The organism is Escherichia sp. 10290 (assembly GCF_030295155.1).
In the GTDB taxonomy this organism is placed as follows: Bacteria; Pseudomonadota; Gammaproteobacteria; order Enterobacterales; family Enterobacteriaceae; genus Escherichia; species Escherichia coli_F.
Genome location: NZ_AP025741.1, coordinates 3915674 through 3932754, shown reverse-complemented (window position 1 = coordinate 3932754; position 17081 = coordinate 3915674). Strand labels below are relative to the sequence as shown.

Below are 17081 nucleotides of genomic sequence, written 5' to 3'. Positions count from 1 at the left end.
TATTTATGAACTGTTCACCAAACTATTCACTGTTCACCTTTTTGATTGTTTATTGAGCTTCAAGGGTGAACAGTGGTGAACAGTTGGTGAATAGTTTTTGTGAAACTGTTCACCCCTTAACATTATGAATTAAAAGATAAAATATCAAAAGGTGAACAGGTGAAGGGTTAAAACGCAAAAATTTTAATTTACTGCTGTGAGATAAAGCCTATGACAGCGAAGCACACAAAAAAATCACAATCGCACGCCCTTGATTTGACGGAACACTGGTTAAGGGTGTCGATAAAAATCATCGACCGCAACGCCGGGGAAGGATATGCGAAAGCACATCCCGAACTGATTAGCTCATTCATGACAACGGCAGCTGCAAACTTTGCCACGCTGACAGAACGGGAGATTGCCGAAGCGGAACAGGTGACAACCATCAACGTTAAAACCGGAGAGCAGACAGCATGACAGCACAGATAGCGGCTTACGGGCGGCTGGTGGCTGACCCGCAGTTAAAGACCACCAGCAAGGGTACACAAATGACGATGGCGAGTATGGCGGTCCCACTTCCGTGCAGCCAGGCAGATGACGGAACGGCGACGATGTGGTTATCCGTCCTGGCGTTTGGCAGACAGGCCGACGCACTGGCAAAACACCACAAAGGCGAACTGGTGAGCGTGGCGGGTAACATGCAGGTAAGCCAGTGGACAGGCCAGAACGGCGAAACGCGGCAGGGCTGGCAGGTTATCGCAGACAGTGTAATCAGTGCCAGAACGGCGCGACCGGGCGGCAAAAAAGGTCAACAGGGCCAGGCTACTGACGCACTGAACAGGGCAAAACAACAGTCGGGGAATGATGATCCGTACGGCGATAATATACCGTTTTAAATTCTGCAAATAAAAAAATGCCGGAAGAAAATAGATTTTCCGGCATGCTACATAAATCCCGACCAAAGGAAGTAAATACATTAACACGAATTATCAGCACTGAAGTTGTCACGGCAGATTTTATACAACATTGCACTTGGTTGCATGTATTCGCATAGCAGACATCGGTAATAGAATATATTCACAATTATTTGTAATGAATGTAAAGAGGATGAGTATGGTTGATTTATATTCGCCTACACAGCTTGTGCAGGTGGCTAATGCTGAAGATGTGCAAAAAAAATTAAATGCGTTGTTTACCAGTTTGTTTTTCACTCGCTCGGTAATGTTTGAATCGAGAGACATTATTCTTGATACGATCGACGATCCAAATATCCCGATCGCGGCGTTTTGCTCTCCTATGGTGGGCAGTAAAGTTTCACGAGATGAGGGATACGAATCAAAAACAATTCGCCCTGGCTATATGAAACCGAAAAGCAGCATTGATCCAAATAAGTTAGCTGTGCGCCCTGCTGGTGTATCACCTGAACAATACAATGCTTTTGGGGCGCGTAATATTAAAGTTAAACAGGCGATTGTAAATCAGGCTAAAGCTATACGTGCACGTATTGAATGGCTTGCTGTTCAGGCAATCACAACGGGGAAAAATATCATTGAGGGCGATGGTATTGAACGTTATGAACTGGACTGGAATATTAAACCACAAAATATCATCACTCAGTCTGGCGGTGCTGAGTGGTCAGGTAAGGATAAAGGATCTTTTGATCCAAATGATGATATTGAGAGCTACGCAGAATTTAGTGAGGGAGTCACTAATATCATTATTATGGGCGGCAATGTATGGAAAAAATACCGCTCATTCAGAGCTGTAAAAGAGGCTCTGGATACCCGTCGAGGTTCTAATTCCGAACTGGAAACGGCCCTTAAAGACCTTGGTGATTCGGTGAGTTTTAAAGGGTATATGGGCGATGTTGCGATTGTTGTTTACAGCGGGCGTTATACCGACGAGGACGGAACTGAAAAATATTTCCTTGATCCTGATTTGATGGTGCTTGGCAATACGGCTCTTCAGGGGATTGTCGCTTATGGCGGTATTCAGGATCCGGAGCTAATTCGGATGGGGCTGACTAAAGCCGAACTTGCACCGAAAAACTATATTGTGCCTGGTGATCCGGCTATTGAATATGTGCAGACACATTCAGCACCACAGCCAATACCGGCCCGCATCAATCGTTTTGTTACCGTTCGCATTGGCTAAGGGGGAGCAATGGCTACTCATTACACTGAACTCATGTCTGGCACTGAAGCACTGGTTACTACGCTGGGGATATTTTCAGCCAATAAAGGGGTAATACCTGCGTTTACGCCACTGATGCAGGAAGATGCAACTGGTGCGCTAGTGGTATGGGATGGAACGAGCGCAGGCAAAGCGGTTTATGTTTCCGCTGTACAAATCGACACAGCGAAAAAAACACAGGCACAGGTTTATAAGACAGGTGTTTTAAATGTTGATGCTCTGAACTGGCCTGAGTCTGTAAAAGAACTGTCGGCAAAGGTTGCCGCGTTTGTTGGCTCAGGTATTTCTGTTCAGCCGCTGGCTCGTGTGTAAAGGGGGATACAATGCAGAATCATTACAATGACCTTAAGCCAATTGCCGAAATGATGTATCCGGATCCAGCAGTAGAGGAATTAAAGGCTATTGCTGACAAAATGCGTTTAAGTGAACGCCTTGTTGATATGAATCAGGTGATGGAACTTACTACCCTTAGCCGTCGCACATTGCTAAACCTTGAGGCTCGCGGAGAGTTCCCCGAGCGCGTACAGGTTACGGAAGGGCGTAAGGCCTGGTATTTAAGTGAAGTGATCGACTGGATAAACAATATTCCTCGAGCTTCTGAATATTGCCGCGTACCTGTCCCAAAAAAGCCAGATGCGGCGCTATGCCTCAAGATTGAGCGTGTACGTCGCAATGCACGGGATGGTCGCTATAAGTTGATTGGTTGATGAAATTAGGGCCCGTTCTGGCTGGCGGGTCCTTTCCGGCGATCCGGTAGGCTACGGGGCGGCGACCTCGCGGTTTTTCGCTATTTATGAGCTTTTTCAGGGTGGTGGTGGTGGTTTTGTTGTTTGCTCTATCTCCATGAATAAAAAGGGAAAGATAACACCAACACACCAACCTGAAACCTTGACCAAGTTGGGATATTGATGAAATCGCACCTGATGAACAAAAAAACCATGGCGCAAAGCTGCCGGGTAAGTGCTACAGCATTCGACAAGTGGGGAGTGACTCCCGTTGAACGTAAAGGCCGTGAGGCGTTTTATGATGTTGCCAGCGTGATAGACAATAGGGTTAACAATGCAATTAGCCAGCTTACAAACGACAAAGGCGAGATTGATGATGATGAACTCTTACGAGTCAGGATCAGATTACTGACAGCACAGGCGGAGGCGCAGGAACTTAAAAACGAGCGCGATCGCGGTGACGTGATTGATACAGAGTTTTGCATGTACGCGCTTTCAAAACTGGCGAGTCAGATTTCATCAATCATGGACAGCCTCCCGCTTACTATGCAAAGGAGCTTCCCACAGATGACCCCCGTCATGCTGGATGGCCTGAAAAAAGAAGTTGTCAGAGCCTGTAACGCATGCACAAAACTTGATGAAAACATCCCGCGAATGCTGTCCGATTATCTGATGGAAACTACCGGAAATGTGCCTGATAAGTTTCAGCCGGATAAAGACAAGTAACGTAGTGCACAATGACCGAAGCCAGTTTACTGACTGGCTTTCAGCGTTGCGCTGGTGGGCGTTATGCGTCAGTGATGAACAAAAAACAATCGAAATCGACACCGAAAAATAAAACATCAAGTCATATCAATATATTGCATTGGTGGTGATGACGAATAAAAATGCAAAAACTAGCCTTTTTCCGCGATGCTCCCGCCCCGTGGCAGGGCACCCCACAAGGAGGACCCGCCATCACTATGGAGGCCATGACCATGACCATGACCGAGACCGAAGCGCTCGGGATAATCCGCAGTATTACCGGAATCAGCCAGCAGGCTGGCGAACAGGAGGCCACGCAGCCGGACAGCGTGATAGCCGAAAATTACGCGCGTGTTGTTGCTGAGGTGATGCGCCGTGATGGTATTGAGCTTAACGGCGTGGATATGTGCAACATACGAACCAGAGTCCTTGAGTTGCTGGCATACCGTCGCCGTTCTCAACAACGGAGGGAGAGCGCGAAAAATACTTACCAGTGGAAGAAGCCGGAACGGCTGCGGCGGTAACTTGCTGATATTCCCGATAACGCAAAATTGCGTTGGCTGGTGGGTGAGTTGCAGATCTGCAACTCGACCATGAAATTACGGAAACTACCCGTAGTTTGGGTAGTAAGAGCAACACCCAGATTTTGGGGGTTACTTGTGATACCCATATTTTGGGTATCAGAGGAAGAAATATCGTTTCTCATATGTGAGTACCGAGGGCGGAATTCCGCCTTCGGTTACTTATTGTGCCCATGCACAGGGAGGGGCGGGTCAAATCTCTGTACCCTGACGTCTTCCGGACTGCCAGCCCCATCGATTTTTTATACCCGCGAAAAATGAAAAACGCTTCACGCTGGTGGGCCTGATGCCGATATGGGGATCCACATAACGGATTATCCGTGATCATCGACCAGCTATCATGTCGGATAGTTAAAGTTTCATGACAGGTATGATGTTGCGTAACTTGTTGTTTTTATACCTGCTTATACTCTGTCACGGTATCCTATAGGTATCCTAGAAAAAACGAAGGGGTCACGCTGTTAACGTAACCCCTTGATAGATATGGTGGCCCCTGTTGGGTTTGAACCAACGACCAAGCGATTATGAGTCGCCTGCTCTAACCACTGAGCTAAGGGGCCATGGTAGCGGATTATAAAGTAACTCCGTGTCGCAATCCAGCCATTACCGCTCGCCTGCTGTTTTTATAAACAATGTATTTTCAATCCGTTATACTTTTCCTGGTGATGTTAGAAAGGAGTAAATATGGTTGAGGATATTTTGGCTCCAGGGTTACGGGTTGTGTTTTGCGGTATCAACCCTGGTCTTTCATCCGCCGGAACTGGTTTTCCCTTTGCTCATCCGGCAAATCGCTTCTGGAAGGTGATATATCAGGCCGGGTTTACCGACCGTCAGTTGAAGCCGCAGGAGGCGCAGCATCTGCTGGATTATCGTTGTGGCGTCACCAAACTGGTAGACCGTCCAACGGTGCAAGCCAATGAAGTTTCAAAGCAGGAGCTGCACGCAGGCGGGCGTAAGCTGATTGAAAAAATTGAAGATTACCAACCACAAGCGTTGGCAATTCTGGGCAAACAGGCGTTTGAGCAAGGATTCAGCCAACGCGGTGCACAGTGGGGGAAGCAAACGCTCACTATTGGTTCGACGCAGATTTGGGTACTGCCAAATCCCAGCGGTTTAAGTCGCGTTTCACTGGAGAAACTGGTTGAGGCGTATCGGGAACTGGACCAGGCGCTGGTAGTGCGTGGGCGATAAAAAACGCCACCGAAAAGGTGGCGTTTGTGCAAAGGGAAAAGTGCCGGATGTGGCGTAACGCCTGATCCGACCTACCGATTAATCGTCCAGGAAGCTACGCAGCACTTCAGAACGGCTCGGGTGACGCAGTTTACGCAGCGCCTTCGCTTCGATCTGACGGATACGTTCGCGGGTAACGTCGAACTGTTTACCCACTTCTTCCAGCGTGTGGTCGGTGTTCATGTCGATACCGAAACGCATACGCAGAACTTTCGCTTCACGCGCGGTCAGGCCAGCCAGCACGTCGTGCGTTGCCGCACGCAGGCTTTCAGTGGTCGCAGAATCCAGCGGCAGCTCGAGGGTGGTATCCTCGATGAAATCCCCCAGATGCGAATCTTCATCATCACCGATCGGCGTTTCCATGGAGATTGGCTCTTTGGCGATTTTCAGCACTTTGCGGATCTTGTCTTCCGGCATCAGCATACGTTCAGCCAGTTCTTCCGGCGTCGGCTCGCGGCCCATCTCTTGCAGCATCTGGCGAGAAATACGGTTGAGCTTGTTGATAGTCTCAATCATATGCACTGGAATACGGATGGTGCGCGCCTGATCCGCGATAGAACGAGTAATCGCCTGACGGATCCACCAGGTTGCGTAGGTGGAGAACTTGTAACCACGGCGATATTCGAACTTATCTACCGCTTTCATCAGGCCGATGTTACCTTCCTGAATCAGGTCAAGGAACTGCAAGCCACGGTTGGTGTATTTCTTAGCGATAGAAATAACCAGACGTAGGTTCGCTTCAACCATCTCTTTCTTCGCACGGCGGGCTTTCGCTTCACCGATGGACATACGACGGTTGATATCTTTAACCTGCTCGATGGTCAGGCCGGTTTCTTCTTCAATCTGCTGCAGTTTCTGCAGGGCGCGATGCACTTCTTCAGAGACATCGTGCAGTTTTTCCGACCACGGCTTGTTCATCGCAATTGCCGCGTTGAACCAGGTATCGCTGGTTTCGTTGCCGGTAAACAGGGTAATGAAGTTTTTCTTCGGCATTTTGCACTGCTCAACGCAGAGCTTCATGATCAGACGTTCTTGCGTACGAACGCGGTCCATCATGACGCGCATGCTGTTGACCAGGTAGTCAAACTGCTTCGGCACCAGGCGGAACTGTTTGAATACTTCAGACAGTTTCAGGATCTCTTCCTGAGCGGCTGCGTGACTGCGACCTTTCGCTTTGATGGTGTCACGCGTTACAACGTACTGAGCGCGCAGTTCCGCAAATTTTTCGCGAGCCAGTTCCGGGTCGATGCTGTTGTCATCATCGGCGCTATCGTCATCGCCATCTTCTTCGTCTTCATCTTCGTCATCGTCCAGATCTTCCTGGGAAAGCTCAGAACCGACGTGAGTGGCGGTAGGTGCCAGATCTTCTTCTGCGTTCGGGTCAACAAAGCCGGTGATCAGATCGGACAGACGCGCTTCTTCTGCTTCAACACGATCGTACTGTTCCAGCAGATAGGTGATCGCTTCCGGATATTCAGCAACGGAGCATTGAACCTGGTTGATCCCGTCTTCAATACGCTTAGCGATGTCAATTTCGCCTTCGCGGGTCAACAGTTCAACGGTGCCCATTTCACGCATGTACATGCGTACCGGGTCAGTCGTGCGCCCGATTTCAGATTCCACGCTGGAAAGCACCTGCGCGGCGGCTTCGGCAGCATCTTCGTCCGCGGTGTTTTCAGCCAGCATCAGATCATCGGCATCCGGTGCTTCTTCCATCACCTGAATGCCCATGTCGTTGATCATTTGGATGATGTCTTCGATCTGATCTGAATCGACGATATCTTCCGGCAGATGGTCATTGACCTCGGCATAGGTCAGATAGCCTTGCTCCTTACCACGGGTGACAAGAAGTTTCAGCTGTGACTGCGGGTTTTGCTCCATAAGACGGTATCCACACTTATTTCATGAGGTTGGTGTTGGGCGATTGACCCGCTGTCCTTCAGCCGTTAACGCTGAAATCCAACGGTTATTTACCGCCAACGATAATTACGAGGGCGTACTTATATATTTGCCGCTGCCTCTCAGTGCGGCTGTCGGGGGCTTCCCGATCGCTCTTCGGCACTTAAGCCGTTAAATTACTTTTTCGCCAGCTCCTGGTTTAATGTCCAGAGCTCCAGGCGTTCTTCGTTGCTTAAACCATGCGTGCGCTCACGAGCGATTAACTCTTCCTGGCGCAGTTCAAGCAGCGAATCAAACATATGGTTGAGTGAGTCGGTGAAGGTTTGCTCAGCAATATTCCTATCTGCTATATCGTCCCACATCGACAGTTTTTCAAGGGTGGCAGCATTATTTGTACCACGATAGTGCTCTAAAAGTTGCCCGGTGGTCAGACCTGGCTGAGAGAGACAAGTGTTGACCAGTTCTCTGAATAAGCCAAGTCCAGGGAGCTTATTTTCATCCAGATTCTCAAGCGGCGGGACCAATGTCGCTAATTCTGGATTTTGCACCAGCAACCCTATAAGTATACGCATGGTCGTGCGTTTTAGCTGTGGAACAGGGCGAGAAACGCTGCTCTCTGCCGTTTTTGGCATTAATCGTTCAAGCTGGCTGTCATCAAGTATGCCTAATTTGTTGCCTAATTCCTGACGAAGATATATTCGCAGCGTTTCGCCCGGCACCTGCGATATCAATGGCAGTGCCAGCGTACTCAAACGTGCGCGCCCGTCAGGGGTACTCAGATCAACTTGCGGCATCAGACTGTTAAACAGAAAAGCGGAGAGTGGCATCGCCTGCTCCATCCGCGCTTCAAACGCCTCTTTACCTTCTTTGCGTACCAGCGTGTCAGGGTCTTCGCCATCAGGCAAAAACATAAAACGTAGCTGCCGTCCGTCTGTCATGTAAGGCAACGCCGTTTCCAACGCTCGCCAGGCAGCATCGCGACCTGCACGGTCGCCGTCATAACAGCAAATGACATTGTTGGTCGCGCGGAACAACAACTGAATGTGATCGGCAGTGGTTGACGTGCCTAACGACGCAACGGCGTAATTAATGCCGTATTGCGCCAGCGCCACCACGTCCATATAGCCTTCGACCACAAGCAGACGATTGGGTTCAGCGTTATCCTGCTGCGCCTCATAAAGACCGTATAGCTGGCGGCCTTTATGGAAAATATCGGTTTCCGGCGAGTTCAGGTATTTGGGGGTATCGTTGCCCAGCACGCGCCCGCCAAAACCAATTACCCGACCGCGTTTATCGCGAATGGGGAACATCACCCGCTCGCGGAAACGATCGTAACTGCGACCCTGATCGTTGGTGACCAACATGCCCGCATCAATCAATGACTGACGATTTTCTGGATTACCGCCAAACCGTTTCAGGACGTTGTCCCAGCCGGGGGGCGCAAAACCAATCGCAAAGCGGGCAATAACCTCGTGGCTTAATCCGCGTTTTTCCAGATACTGGCGCGCAGACGTGGCAACAGGTTGCTGTAAAGATTGTTGGTAAAACGTATTCAGACCGTCCATCAACTGATAAAGCGTTTGCCGTTGATGGCGCTCGATCTGACTGGGGCCGCTGCCTGCTTCAAATGGCACTTCAAGATTGTGCATTGCCGCCAGCTCTTCGACCGTTTCGACGAACTCGAGCTTGTCATAGTTCATCAGGAAGTCGATCGCATTGCCGTGCGCGCCACATCCAAAGCAGTGGTAAAACTGTTTTTCACCGTTAACGGTGAATGACGGGGTTTTCTCGTTGTGGAATGGACAACACGCGTGGAAATTCTTGCCCTGCTTTTTCAGCTTCACACGAGCATCGATCAGATCGACGATGTCAGTGCGTGCCAGCAGATCATTAATGAATACGCGTGGGATTCGTCCAGCCATAGGCCCCGATTTTTAGCAATTCATAAACGAAAATAAGCCGCGCATTCCTTTCGGAAGCACGGCCTTACAACTACAACTCGGTCTGATCGGAGAGCAACGCTCTCGGGGAATTAGTACAGACGAGTGCGGCGTGCGTTTTCGCGAGCCAGTTTCTTCGCGTGACGTTTCACTGCAGAAGCTTTAGCGCGCTTACGTTCGGTAGTCGGTTTTTCATAGAACTCACGACGACGAACTTCCGCCAGAACACCTGCTTTTTCGCAGGAACGCTTGAAGCGACGCAGAGCTACGTCGAACGGCTCGTTTTCACGTACTTTAATTACCGGCATGTGCCTCTCACCTTTGATTAATTCGGTTTGCCGCTGGCATCAACGCCAGCTTATTTCAAAATGGTGCGGAATTTTACTGCAATTGCTGCTGCTTTGTAAAGCACCGCGGCCTTTTTTGAAAGGGACTTTTATAAGGGTGAGGAGTATACACGAGGCTTTCTCCAGGGGCGAACAAAGTTTTACATCAACCCGCATTGGTCCTACACTGCGCGGTAATAAAGCGAGGTAAAACAAGTCATGCGTGTACTGGGTATTGAAACTTCCTGCGATGAAACCGGCATCGCCATTTACGACGATGAAAAAGGTTTGTTAGCCAACCAATTGTATAGTCAGGTGAAATTGCACGCTGACTACGGCGGCGTCGTGCCTGAACTGGCCTCCCGCGATCACGTGCGTAAAACCGTACCGTTGATCCAGGCGGCGCTGAAAGAGTCCGGTTTAACGGCAAAAGACATTGACGCCGTGGCCTATACTGCAGGCCCTGGATTAGTCGGTGCGCTGTTGGTTGGCGCAACGGTCGGGCGTTCGCTGGCGTTTGCCTGGGGCGTTCCGGCGATCCCTGTACACCATATGGAAGGGCATCTGTTAGCGCCGATGCTGGAAGATAACCCACCGGAATTTCCGTTTGTCGCGCTGCTGGTTTCCGGCGGTCATACGCAGTTAATCAGCGTGACTGGCATTGGTCAGTACGAGCTGCTCGGCGAGTCTATCGATGATGCCGCCGGTGAAGCCTTTGATAAAACCGCGAAACTGTTAGGGCTCGATTATCCTGGTGGTCCGTTACTGTCGAAAATGGCGGCGCAGGGTACAGCCGGGCGCTTTGTCTTCCCGCGCCCGATGACTGACCGCCCAGGGCTGGATTTCAGCTTTTCTGGTCTGAAAACCTTTGCGGCGAACACGATTCGTGACAACGGCACCGACGACCAGACGCGTGCTGATATCGCCCGCGCCTTTGAAGATGCGGTGGTCGATACGTTGATGATTAAGTGTAAGCGAGCGCTGGATCAGACGGGCTTTAAGCGACTGGTAATGGCAGGCGGCGTGAGTGCTAACCGCACGTTACGGGCGAAGCTGGCTGAAATGATGAAAAAACGCCGTGGCGAAGTGTTCTACGCGCGTCCGGAATTTTGTACTGATAACGGCGCGATGATCGCCTATGCCGGAATGGTGCGGTTTAAAGCAGGCGCGACGGCGGATCTCGGCGTTAGCGTGCGTCCGCGCTGGCCGCTGGCAGAGTTACCGGCCGCGTAAAACTATTAGGTGCCGGAGAGTCACTTCCGGCACCGTCCTCACTTAAAGCAACACCACGGGCATCCACAGTAAGCCGGTAATCACCAGCAACACGAGGAATATCAGCCCAAAAATTGCACCCAGTCGCCAGTAATCCACCGTTGGCAGATAACCACTACCGTAGTAAATCGGACTGGGTCCGGTGGCGTATGGTGTAAGAATGCTCCCCAGACCAATGGCCGCGCCAACCATCAGGCAGAACACGGGAAGCGGGATTTCCGGCATCGCCAGCGCGGCGGCAATCATCATCGGCGCGAGAGCGGAGGTATACGCCGTGGCGCTGGCAAAGAAGTAGCGTAGCAGATAAAAGACCACAATCAACGCCACCATCACCATCGTTGGCGAATAACCGCTTAAGCTGCCTGCTAACAGTTTGCCAAACCAGCTAATAAAACCGGTGTTGTTGAGTCCGGTAGCGAGGGTGATAAGCGAGGCCAGCCAGAAGAAAACGTTCCACGCCGCTTTATTACTGACAATATCGTCCCAGCAGATAATGCGCAGAAGCAGCATCAGTGCCACCACGCTGTAACCGACCATCGCGGCATCGATATAATCACCGCCGAAAATCCACAGCACCAGTGCGCCTACCATCAGCCCCAGCATCCGTTTTTCACGCGAACAGAGCGGGCCCATTGCCTGCAGTTCCGTCTCTGCCCAGCGTGGCACCTGATCACCAGACTTCAGTACCGGCGGGTACAGCACGTAAGCCAGCCAGGGAACCAGCAGAACCAGTAAAATGCTGAGCGGCAACATGCCGAGAAACCAGTCGCCCCAACTCAGTGTGGCGTGAGATGCGCTTTTCATCAGGCCAATTAACAGCAAGTTAGGTGCCATCGCCGTCAGGAAAATGGCGCTGGTCACACAGTCGGCAACAATCCCCATCCACATGATGTACGAGCCAATGCTGCGCGAACTGCTGTCGTTTGGTTGTGATTGATAGAGCGGTGGCAGGTTACGGATGATGGGATAGATAATCCCCGCACCGCGCGCCGAGTTGGACGGTGTTACAGGTGCCAGGATCAGCTCGGAGAACATCACCGCATAGCCGAGAAACAGCGTACGATGCCCCATCTTTTTCACCAGAATCAGCGCGATACGTCGCCCCAGCCCGGTTTTTTCATAGCCTGTGCCAAACATAAAGGCGGCGAAAATCAGCCAGATAACCGAATTAGAAAAACCAGAAACCGCCCAGGAGAGGGATTTGGCGGTGAACTTAAAACCTGGCTGGGCGAGCTGCTCCGGGCTAAACAGCAGCCACGGCGAGAGAATGGCGATAATGGAGATACCCACCATCGCCACCACGGCACCCGGCACGGGTTCGAGGATCAGTCCAACGATCACGCCAGTAAAAACGGCAAAGTAGAGCCAGGTATGACTCTCCAGCCCTGCGGGAACCGGAATTAGAGCAATAATGGCGATGACCGCCAGCGGCGCAAGGTATCGCCACCATTCAGTGGAAGGTTTCATCGTGTTATGCCTGCGAAAAAGGAGAGGGGGTGAGCCTCTCCGGGAGGGTTATTTGATGTAGTGGACGTGCTCGCAAATCTCTTCCACGATGGGATCGCGGCGTTCGGCGAACAGCTTTTTGTTTTCGGCTATCAGGTTGTTGCCGTGGGTATCAATAGAGACAATCAGCGGACCGAACTCTTTGACCCGGCAGACCCACAGCGACTCCGGCATCCCGAGTTCTGTCCAGTGCACCTCTTCAATCTCTTCCACCTGGGTTGCCGCCAGTACTGCGCAGCCTGCCGGGAAAATCACATGCAGCGCCTTGAATTTCTGGCAGCCTTCTTCGGTCAGCGGCCCCATTCCGCCTTTGCCGACCACCAGTTTCACGCCGGTCTGTTCGATAAATTCACGTTCAAAACTTTCCATACGCATACTGGTTGTCGGGCCGACGGATACCATCTCCCATTTGTCGCCGTTTTTGCGCACGATGGGGCCAGCGTGGAAAATCGCTTTGCCGTTGAGATCGTAAGGGATCGGACGTTTGAGTTCGATCAAGCGACGGTGACAAACGTCACGGCAGGTTACCAGCGTACCGGTCAGGTAGATCACATCGCCGACGCGAATATCTTGCAGATCTTCAGCTTTGATCGGGGTTGTCAGGATCTTTTTCATAACGCGCTCCGGGTGTGAGACAGATTTTCAAAGGTGAGATCGGCATGAACCAGCAGTGTGCCGCGACGATGCGCCCAGCAGCCGGTAGAAACAGCAACGCCGATGGTTGACGGATGGCGGGCGGCAGATTCGATATGTACGCCCATCACTGAACTGTTGCCAGTCAGCCCCTGTGGACCAATCCCCAGACGGTTGAGTCCTTCTTCCAGGCGTAGTTCCAGCTCTGCCGCTTTTGGATTGGGATGGCGGCTGCCAATCGGGCGCAAAATGGCTTTACGTGAGAGCACAGCGGCGGTTTCCACCGAGGTGGCGATGCCCACGCCTACCAGTACCGGTGGACAGGCGTTTACGGCGAGGGTGGAGATATTTTCGAAGACGAATTTCACTACGCCTTCGTAGCCTTCCGACGGCATTAACACTTTCGAACGACCAGGCAACGTGCAGCCGCCGCCTGCCATGTAAACTTCGATTTCCGCATCGTCACCGTCGGGGACGATATCCCAGGTGACCCACGGTACGCCGCTGCCGGTATTTTTGCCGGTGTTCACTTCGTCAAAAATTTCTACCGCATTGTGACGCAGTGGCGCTTTGACGGTTGCCTCTTCCACGGCTTGCTTAAGAATGCTTTGCAGCTCGCCAAGCAGTGGGAAACGGGAACCGACCTTAACAAAAAACATGATTTCGCCGGTGTCCTGACAGGCAGGACGATTCAGGTCGATTGCTTTTTGCATGTTGTCGAACATCGTGTGGTAGATGATTTTCCCCATCGACGACGTTTCGGCATCCTTTAGCTGTTTTAGTTTGTCCACCACGTCATCGGGCATTCGGGTAGAAATCATGGCGGTAAAGTTAGCGACAATCTCCGTCAACTTATTCACTGCCTGTTGCTTATTACTTTCGCTCATCATGGCAACTCCAGTTTATGTATTTGTCTGGAAAAATTCACCGCCACAAACTACCACTAAAAATGTGGTTTTATATTTTTTGCCGCCGTGAATATGTAATTCACAGTTCGTGAATCAACGCGAAAATAAGAATGAATATTGCGCCAGAGCAGGGAATGGCAATGTTTTGCGAAATACACTGCGCTTATCACAACTGCGGATAATTAACGATGCTGAATAGCTGGCCTTTAGCCAAAGATTTGCAGGTACTGGTAGAAATCGTCCACAGCGGGAGTTTTAGTGCTGCAGCGGCGACGCTTGGGCAAACGCCTGCATTTGTCACCAAGCGGATCCAAATCCTTGAAAATACGCTGGCAACAACGCTGCTGAACCGCTCCGCCCGCGGCGTGGCGCTGACTGAAAGTGGCCAACGTTGTTACGAGCATGCGCTGGAAATCCTCACCCAATATCAGCGACTGGTCGATGACGTCACGCAAATCAAAACGCGCCCGGAGGGGATGATTCGTATTGGCTGTAGTTTTGGTTTTGGGCGCAGCCATATTGCGCCAGCTATTACCGAACTGATGCGCAATTATCCTGAGTTACAGGTGCATTTTGAATTGTTCGATCGGCAAATTGATTTAGTGCAGGATAATATTGATCTGGATATTCGTATTAATGACGAAATTCCTGATTATTATATTGCGCATCTTTTGACAAAAAATAAACGAATATTATGTGCAGCACCTGAGTATCTGCAAAAATATCCGCAGCCACTATCCTTGCAGGAATTAAGTCGTCATGACTGTCTTGTGACCAAAGAGCGTGATATGACCCACGGAATATGGGAGTTGGGGAACGGTCAGGAGAAAAAATCGGTGAAGGTAAGCGGGCACCTTTCCTCCAATAGCGGCGAGATTGTGCTGCAATGGGCGCTGGAAGGAAAAGGAATTATGCTGCGTTCTGAGTGGGATGTTTTACCGTTTCTGGAGAGTGGCAAACTGGTGCGAGTATTGCCGGAGTATGCACAAAGCGCCAATATCTGGGCTGTTTACCGGGAGCCGCTCTATCGCAGCATGAAATTACGTGTCTGCGTGGAATTTCTGGCGGCATGGTGCCAGCAGCGGCTAGGCAAGCCCGACGAAGGCTATCAGGTTATGTAGACTCGCGAAAAATCACTCAGGATCCTTTTCGCGCTTTCTTTTGAATTTCGTCCAGATTTTTGTCTCCTGACGACGCCACAGACGCTGGATGTTGTCATGATGGCGCAGCAGGATCAGGCATGAGAGCATCGAAACCGGGAAGGTGAATTGTGGCTTAAACCACCAGACGTAAAATGGAGCAATCAGTGCGCTGACAATCGCTCCCAGCGACGAGTATCCGCTCAATAGCACGGTCAGTAACCAGGTTCCCGCCATTACTCCGGTGAGATCCCAGCCAATTGGTGCGATGGCACCAAAAGCGGTAGCAACGCCTTTTCCTCCTTTAAAACCGAAGAAAACGGGCCAGATGTGTCCAAGGCAGGCGGCGATGGCAATTAAGCCTAGCCAGAAGGGGCTGACACCTAATTCATACGCGCCCCAGACGGGCAACATTCCTTTCAGAACGTCGAAAATCAGTACTGCTACGGCTGCTCCCTTGCCACCGATACGTAACACATTGGTTGCGCCAGGATTACCGGAGCCGCTGGTTCGCGGATCGGGCAGCCCACACAAGCGGCAAACCAGAATGGCACTGGAAATGGAGCCGCAGAGGTACGCGATGAGGATCATTCCAGGCGCGATTGCACTCATAAGCTGTTCCGTTTTGAAAATTCGTGTTCAACGATGAATCTGTGGATAATACGCACATTTCGCCGGAAGTGGTATCCGGTTAGCCAAAAAGCAGGCAGGACGTGATGGATATTGTATTTATAGAGCAACTTTCGGTAATCACCACTATTGGTGTTTACGACTGGGAACAGACCATCGAACAGAAGTTAGTGTTCGATATCGAAATGGCGTGGGATAACCGTAAAGCGGCGAAAAGTGATGATGTGGCGGATTGCCTCAGTTACGCTGACATTGCAGAAACGGTAGTCAGCCACGTCGAGGGCGCGCGTTTTGCGCTGGTGGAACGTGTGGCGGAAGAGGTGGCGGAGCTGCTGTTAGCACGCTTCAACTCGCCGTGGGTGCGTATCAAACTCAGCAAGCCAGGCGCAGTGGCGCGGGCGGCGAATGTTGGCGTCATCATTGAGCGTGGCAATAATCTGAAAGAAAATAATTAATTTTACAGCTGTTAAACCAAACGGTTATAACCTGGTCATACTGCAGTAGTTTGGACAAGCGTTACATTTTTATAATTTAGGGGTTTATTGATGAGCGATATGCACTCGCTGCTGATAGCGGCAATATTGGGTGTGGTCGAAGGATTGACAGAATTTCTGCCGGTATCCAGCACGGGCCATATGATTATTGTCGGTCACTTGTTGGGATTTGAGGGCGACACGGCGAAAACCTTTGAAGTCGTGATCCAGTTAGGATCAATTCTGGCGGTAGTAGTGATGTTCTGGCGGCGTCTGTTTGGCCTGATTGGCATTCACTTTGGTCGTCCGCTGCAACACGAAGGAGAAAGCAAAGGCCGTTTAACGCTGATCCACATTCTGCTTGGCATGATCCCAGCGGTAGTACTGGGGCTGTTGTTCCACGACACGATTAAGTCGTTGTTTAATCCAATAAATGTGATGTATGCGCTGGTCGTTGGCGGTCTGTTGCTGATTGCCGCCGAATGCCTGAAACCAAAAGAACCGCGTGCGCCGGGTCTCGATGATATGACCTATCGTCAGGCGTTTATGATTGGCTGCTTCCAGTGTCTGGCGCTGTGGCCGGGTTTTTCACGCTCCGGGGCGACCATATCTGGCGGGATGCTGATGGGCGTGAGCCGTTACGCGGCTTCCGAGTTCTCGTTCCTGCTGGCGGTGCCGATGATGATGGGCGCAACGGCGCTCGATCTCTACAAAAGCTGGGGCTTCCTGACAACCGGCGATATCCCGATGTTTGCCGTTGGGTTTATCACCGCTTTTGTGGTGGCGCTGATAGCGATTAAAACCTTCCTGCAATTGATTAAGCGCATTTCGTTTATACCGTTCGCCATTTATCGCTTTATTGTGGCGGCTGCGGTGTATGTTGTGTTCTTTTGATTGAGGAAT

19 protein-coding genes and 1 tRNA gene are annotated in these 17081 nt (G+C 51.0%); 12 read left to right on the top strand and 8 right to left on the bottom strand.

The window, feature by feature from the left end:
* Positions 1-210: 210 nt before the first annotated feature.
* The 7 genes from QUE74_RS19880 (at position 211) to QUE74_RS19850 (ending at position 4165) form a co-directional block, all read left to right on the top strand.
* On the top strand, positions 211-456 hold the full coding sequence (locus QUE74_RS19880) for a hypothetical protein (RefSeq protein ID WP_000125509.1): 246 nt from the start codon (positions 211-213) through the stop codon (positions 454-456).
* Positions 453-875: a single-stranded DNA-binding protein gene (locus QUE74_RS19875; protein ID WP_000126656.1), complete on the top strand. Its 423-nt coding sequence runs from the start codon at positions 453-455 to the stop codon at positions 873-875. The genes QUE74_RS19880 and QUE74_RS19875 overlap by 4 nt, the downstream gene beginning before the upstream one ends.
* Before the next feature lie 217 nt (positions 876-1092).
* Positions 1093-2133, top strand: coding sequence for a major capsid protein (locus QUE74_RS19870; RefSeq protein ID WP_000228105.1), 1041 nt, complete (start codon positions 1093-1095; stop codon positions 2131-2133).
* Between the two features lie 9 nt (positions 2134-2142).
* Complete coding sequence (locus tag QUE74_RS19865; RefSeq protein WP_000190777.1) at positions 2143-2484, top strand: head decoration protein; 342 nt, start codon at positions 2143-2145, stop codon at positions 2482-2484.
* Positions 2485-2495: 11 nt separating this feature from the next.
* Positions 2496-2879, top strand: a complete 384-nt coding sequence (locus QUE74_RS19860; RefSeq protein ID WP_001179421.1) for a helix-turn-helix transcriptional regulator — start codon at positions 2496-2498, stop codon at positions 2877-2879.
* Between the two features lie 201 nt (positions 2880-3080).
* On the top strand, positions 3081-3623 hold the full coding sequence (locus QUE74_RS19855) for a terminase small subunit (RefSeq protein WP_000835287.1): 543 nt from the start codon (positions 3081-3083) through the stop codon (positions 3621-3623).
* 257 nt (positions 3624-3880) lie between these two features.
* Positions 3881-4165 carry a hypothetical protein gene (locus QUE74_RS19850; RefSeq protein ID WP_024212232.1) on the top strand — a complete coding sequence of 95 codons (285 nt, stop codon included), beginning with the start codon at positions 3881-3883 and terminating at the stop codon, positions 4163-4165.
* 541 nt (positions 4166-4706) lie between these two features.
* On the opposite strand, the gene QUE74_RS19845 is transcribed toward QUE74_RS19850, so the two are convergent.
* Positions 4707-4782, bottom strand: a tRNA-Ile gene (locus QUE74_RS19845).
* A 124-nt stretch (positions 4783-4906) separates the two neighbouring features.
* On the opposite strand from QUE74_RS19845, the gene mug reads away from it, so the two are divergent.
* A complete protein-coding gene (gene mug, locus QUE74_RS19840) occupies positions 4907-5413 on the top strand; it encodes a G/U mismatch-specific DNA glycosylase (protein WP_000228932.1) in 507 nt (168 codons plus the stop codon).
* A 78-nt stretch (positions 5414-5491) separates the two neighbouring features.
* Here the strand turns inward: mug and rpoD are convergent, their stop codons facing one another.
* The 3 genes from rpoD to rpsU all read right to left on the bottom strand — a co-directional run bounded on the left by rpoD (position 5492) and on the right by rpsU (position 9599).
* Positions 5492-7333 (bottom strand): RNA polymerase sigma factor RpoD, encoded by a 1842-nt coding sequence (rpoD, locus tag QUE74_RS19835; RefSeq protein ID WP_000437371.1) that lies wholly within the window; start codon positions 7331-7333, stop codon positions 5492-5494.
* A gap of 194 nt (positions 7334-7527) precedes the next feature.
* Positions 7528-9273, bottom strand: a complete 1746-nt coding sequence (gene dnaG / locus QUE74_RS19830) for a DNA primase (RefSeq protein WP_000918835.1) — start codon at positions 9271-9273, stop codon at positions 7528-7530.
* A gap of 110 nt (positions 9274-9383) precedes the next feature.
* A complete protein-coding gene (gene rpsU / locus QUE74_RS19825) occupies positions 9384-9599 on the bottom strand; it encodes a 30S ribosomal protein S21 (RefSeq protein ID WP_001144069.1) in 216 nt (71 codons plus the stop codon).
* A 237-nt stretch (positions 9600-9836) separates the two neighbouring features.
* Between rpsU and tsaD the strand changes: the two genes are divergently transcribed.
* The gene (gene tsaD, locus QUE74_RS19820) at positions 9837-10850 is read left to right on the top strand and encodes a tRNA (adenosine(37)-N6)-threonylcarbamoyltransferase complex transferase subunit TsaD (protein ID WP_001264356.1); all 1014 of its coding nucleotides are present in this window, start codon (positions 9837-9839) and stop codon (positions 10848-10850) included.
* Positions 10851-10892: 42 nt separating this feature from the next.
* Here the strand turns inward: tsaD and ttdT are convergent, their stop codons facing one another.
* The 3 genes from ttdT to ttdA are packed head-to-tail and all read right to left on the bottom strand — an operon-like array spanning position 10893 to position 13918.
* Positions 10893-12356 (bottom strand): L-tartrate/succinate antiporter, encoded by a 1464-nt coding sequence (gene ttdT / locus QUE74_RS19815; protein WP_000804924.1) that lies wholly within the window; start codon positions 12354-12356, stop codon positions 10893-10895.
* Between the two features lie 48 nt (positions 12357-12404).
* Positions 12405-13010 carry a L(+)-tartrate dehydratase subunit beta gene (gene ttdB, locus QUE74_RS19810; protein ID WP_000722957.1) on the bottom strand — a complete coding sequence of 202 codons (606 nt, stop codon included), beginning with the start codon at positions 13008-13010 and terminating at the stop codon, positions 12405-12407.
* The gene (gene ttdA / locus QUE74_RS19805; RefSeq protein ID WP_000986806.1) at positions 13007-13918 is read right to left on the bottom strand and encodes a L(+)-tartrate dehydratase subunit alpha; all 912 of its coding nucleotides are present in this window, start codon (positions 13916-13918) and stop codon (positions 13007-13009) included. The genes ttdB and ttdA overlap by 4 nt, the downstream gene beginning before the upstream one ends.
* Positions 13919-14124: 206 nt before the next feature.
* Between ttdA and ttdR the strand changes: the two genes are divergently transcribed.
* Positions 14125-15057: an L-tartrate utilization transcriptional activator TtdR gene (gene ttdR / locus QUE74_RS19800; RefSeq protein WP_000935203.1), complete on the top strand. Its 933-nt coding sequence runs from the start codon at positions 14125-14127 to the stop codon at positions 15055-15057.
* 12 nt (positions 15058-15069) lie between these two features.
* On the opposite strand, the gene plsY is transcribed toward ttdR, so the two are convergent.
* Positions 15070-15687, bottom strand: coding sequence for a glycerol-3-phosphate 1-O-acyltransferase PlsY (plsY, locus tag QUE74_RS19795; RefSeq protein ID WP_001272796.1), 618 nt, complete (start codon positions 15685-15687; stop codon positions 15070-15072).
* 104 nt (positions 15688-15791) lie between these two features.
* Here plsY and folB point away from each other — a divergent pair, with 104 nt between their 5' ends.
* Both folB and bacA read left to right on the top strand, forming a co-directional pair.
* Positions 15792-16160 carry a bifunctional dihydroneopterin aldolase/7,8-dihydroneopterin epimerase gene (gene folB / locus QUE74_RS19790; protein WP_001295541.1) on the top strand — a complete coding sequence of 123 codons (369 nt, stop codon included), beginning with the start codon at positions 15792-15794 and terminating at the stop codon, positions 16158-16160.
* 90 nt (positions 16161-16250) lie between these two features.
* Entirely contained in the window at positions 16251-17072 is an 822-nt protein-coding gene (gene bacA / locus QUE74_RS19785; protein WP_001305111.1) for an undecaprenyl-diphosphate phosphatase, read from the top strand.
* The last annotated feature ends 9 nt before the right edge of the window (positions 17073-17081 follow it).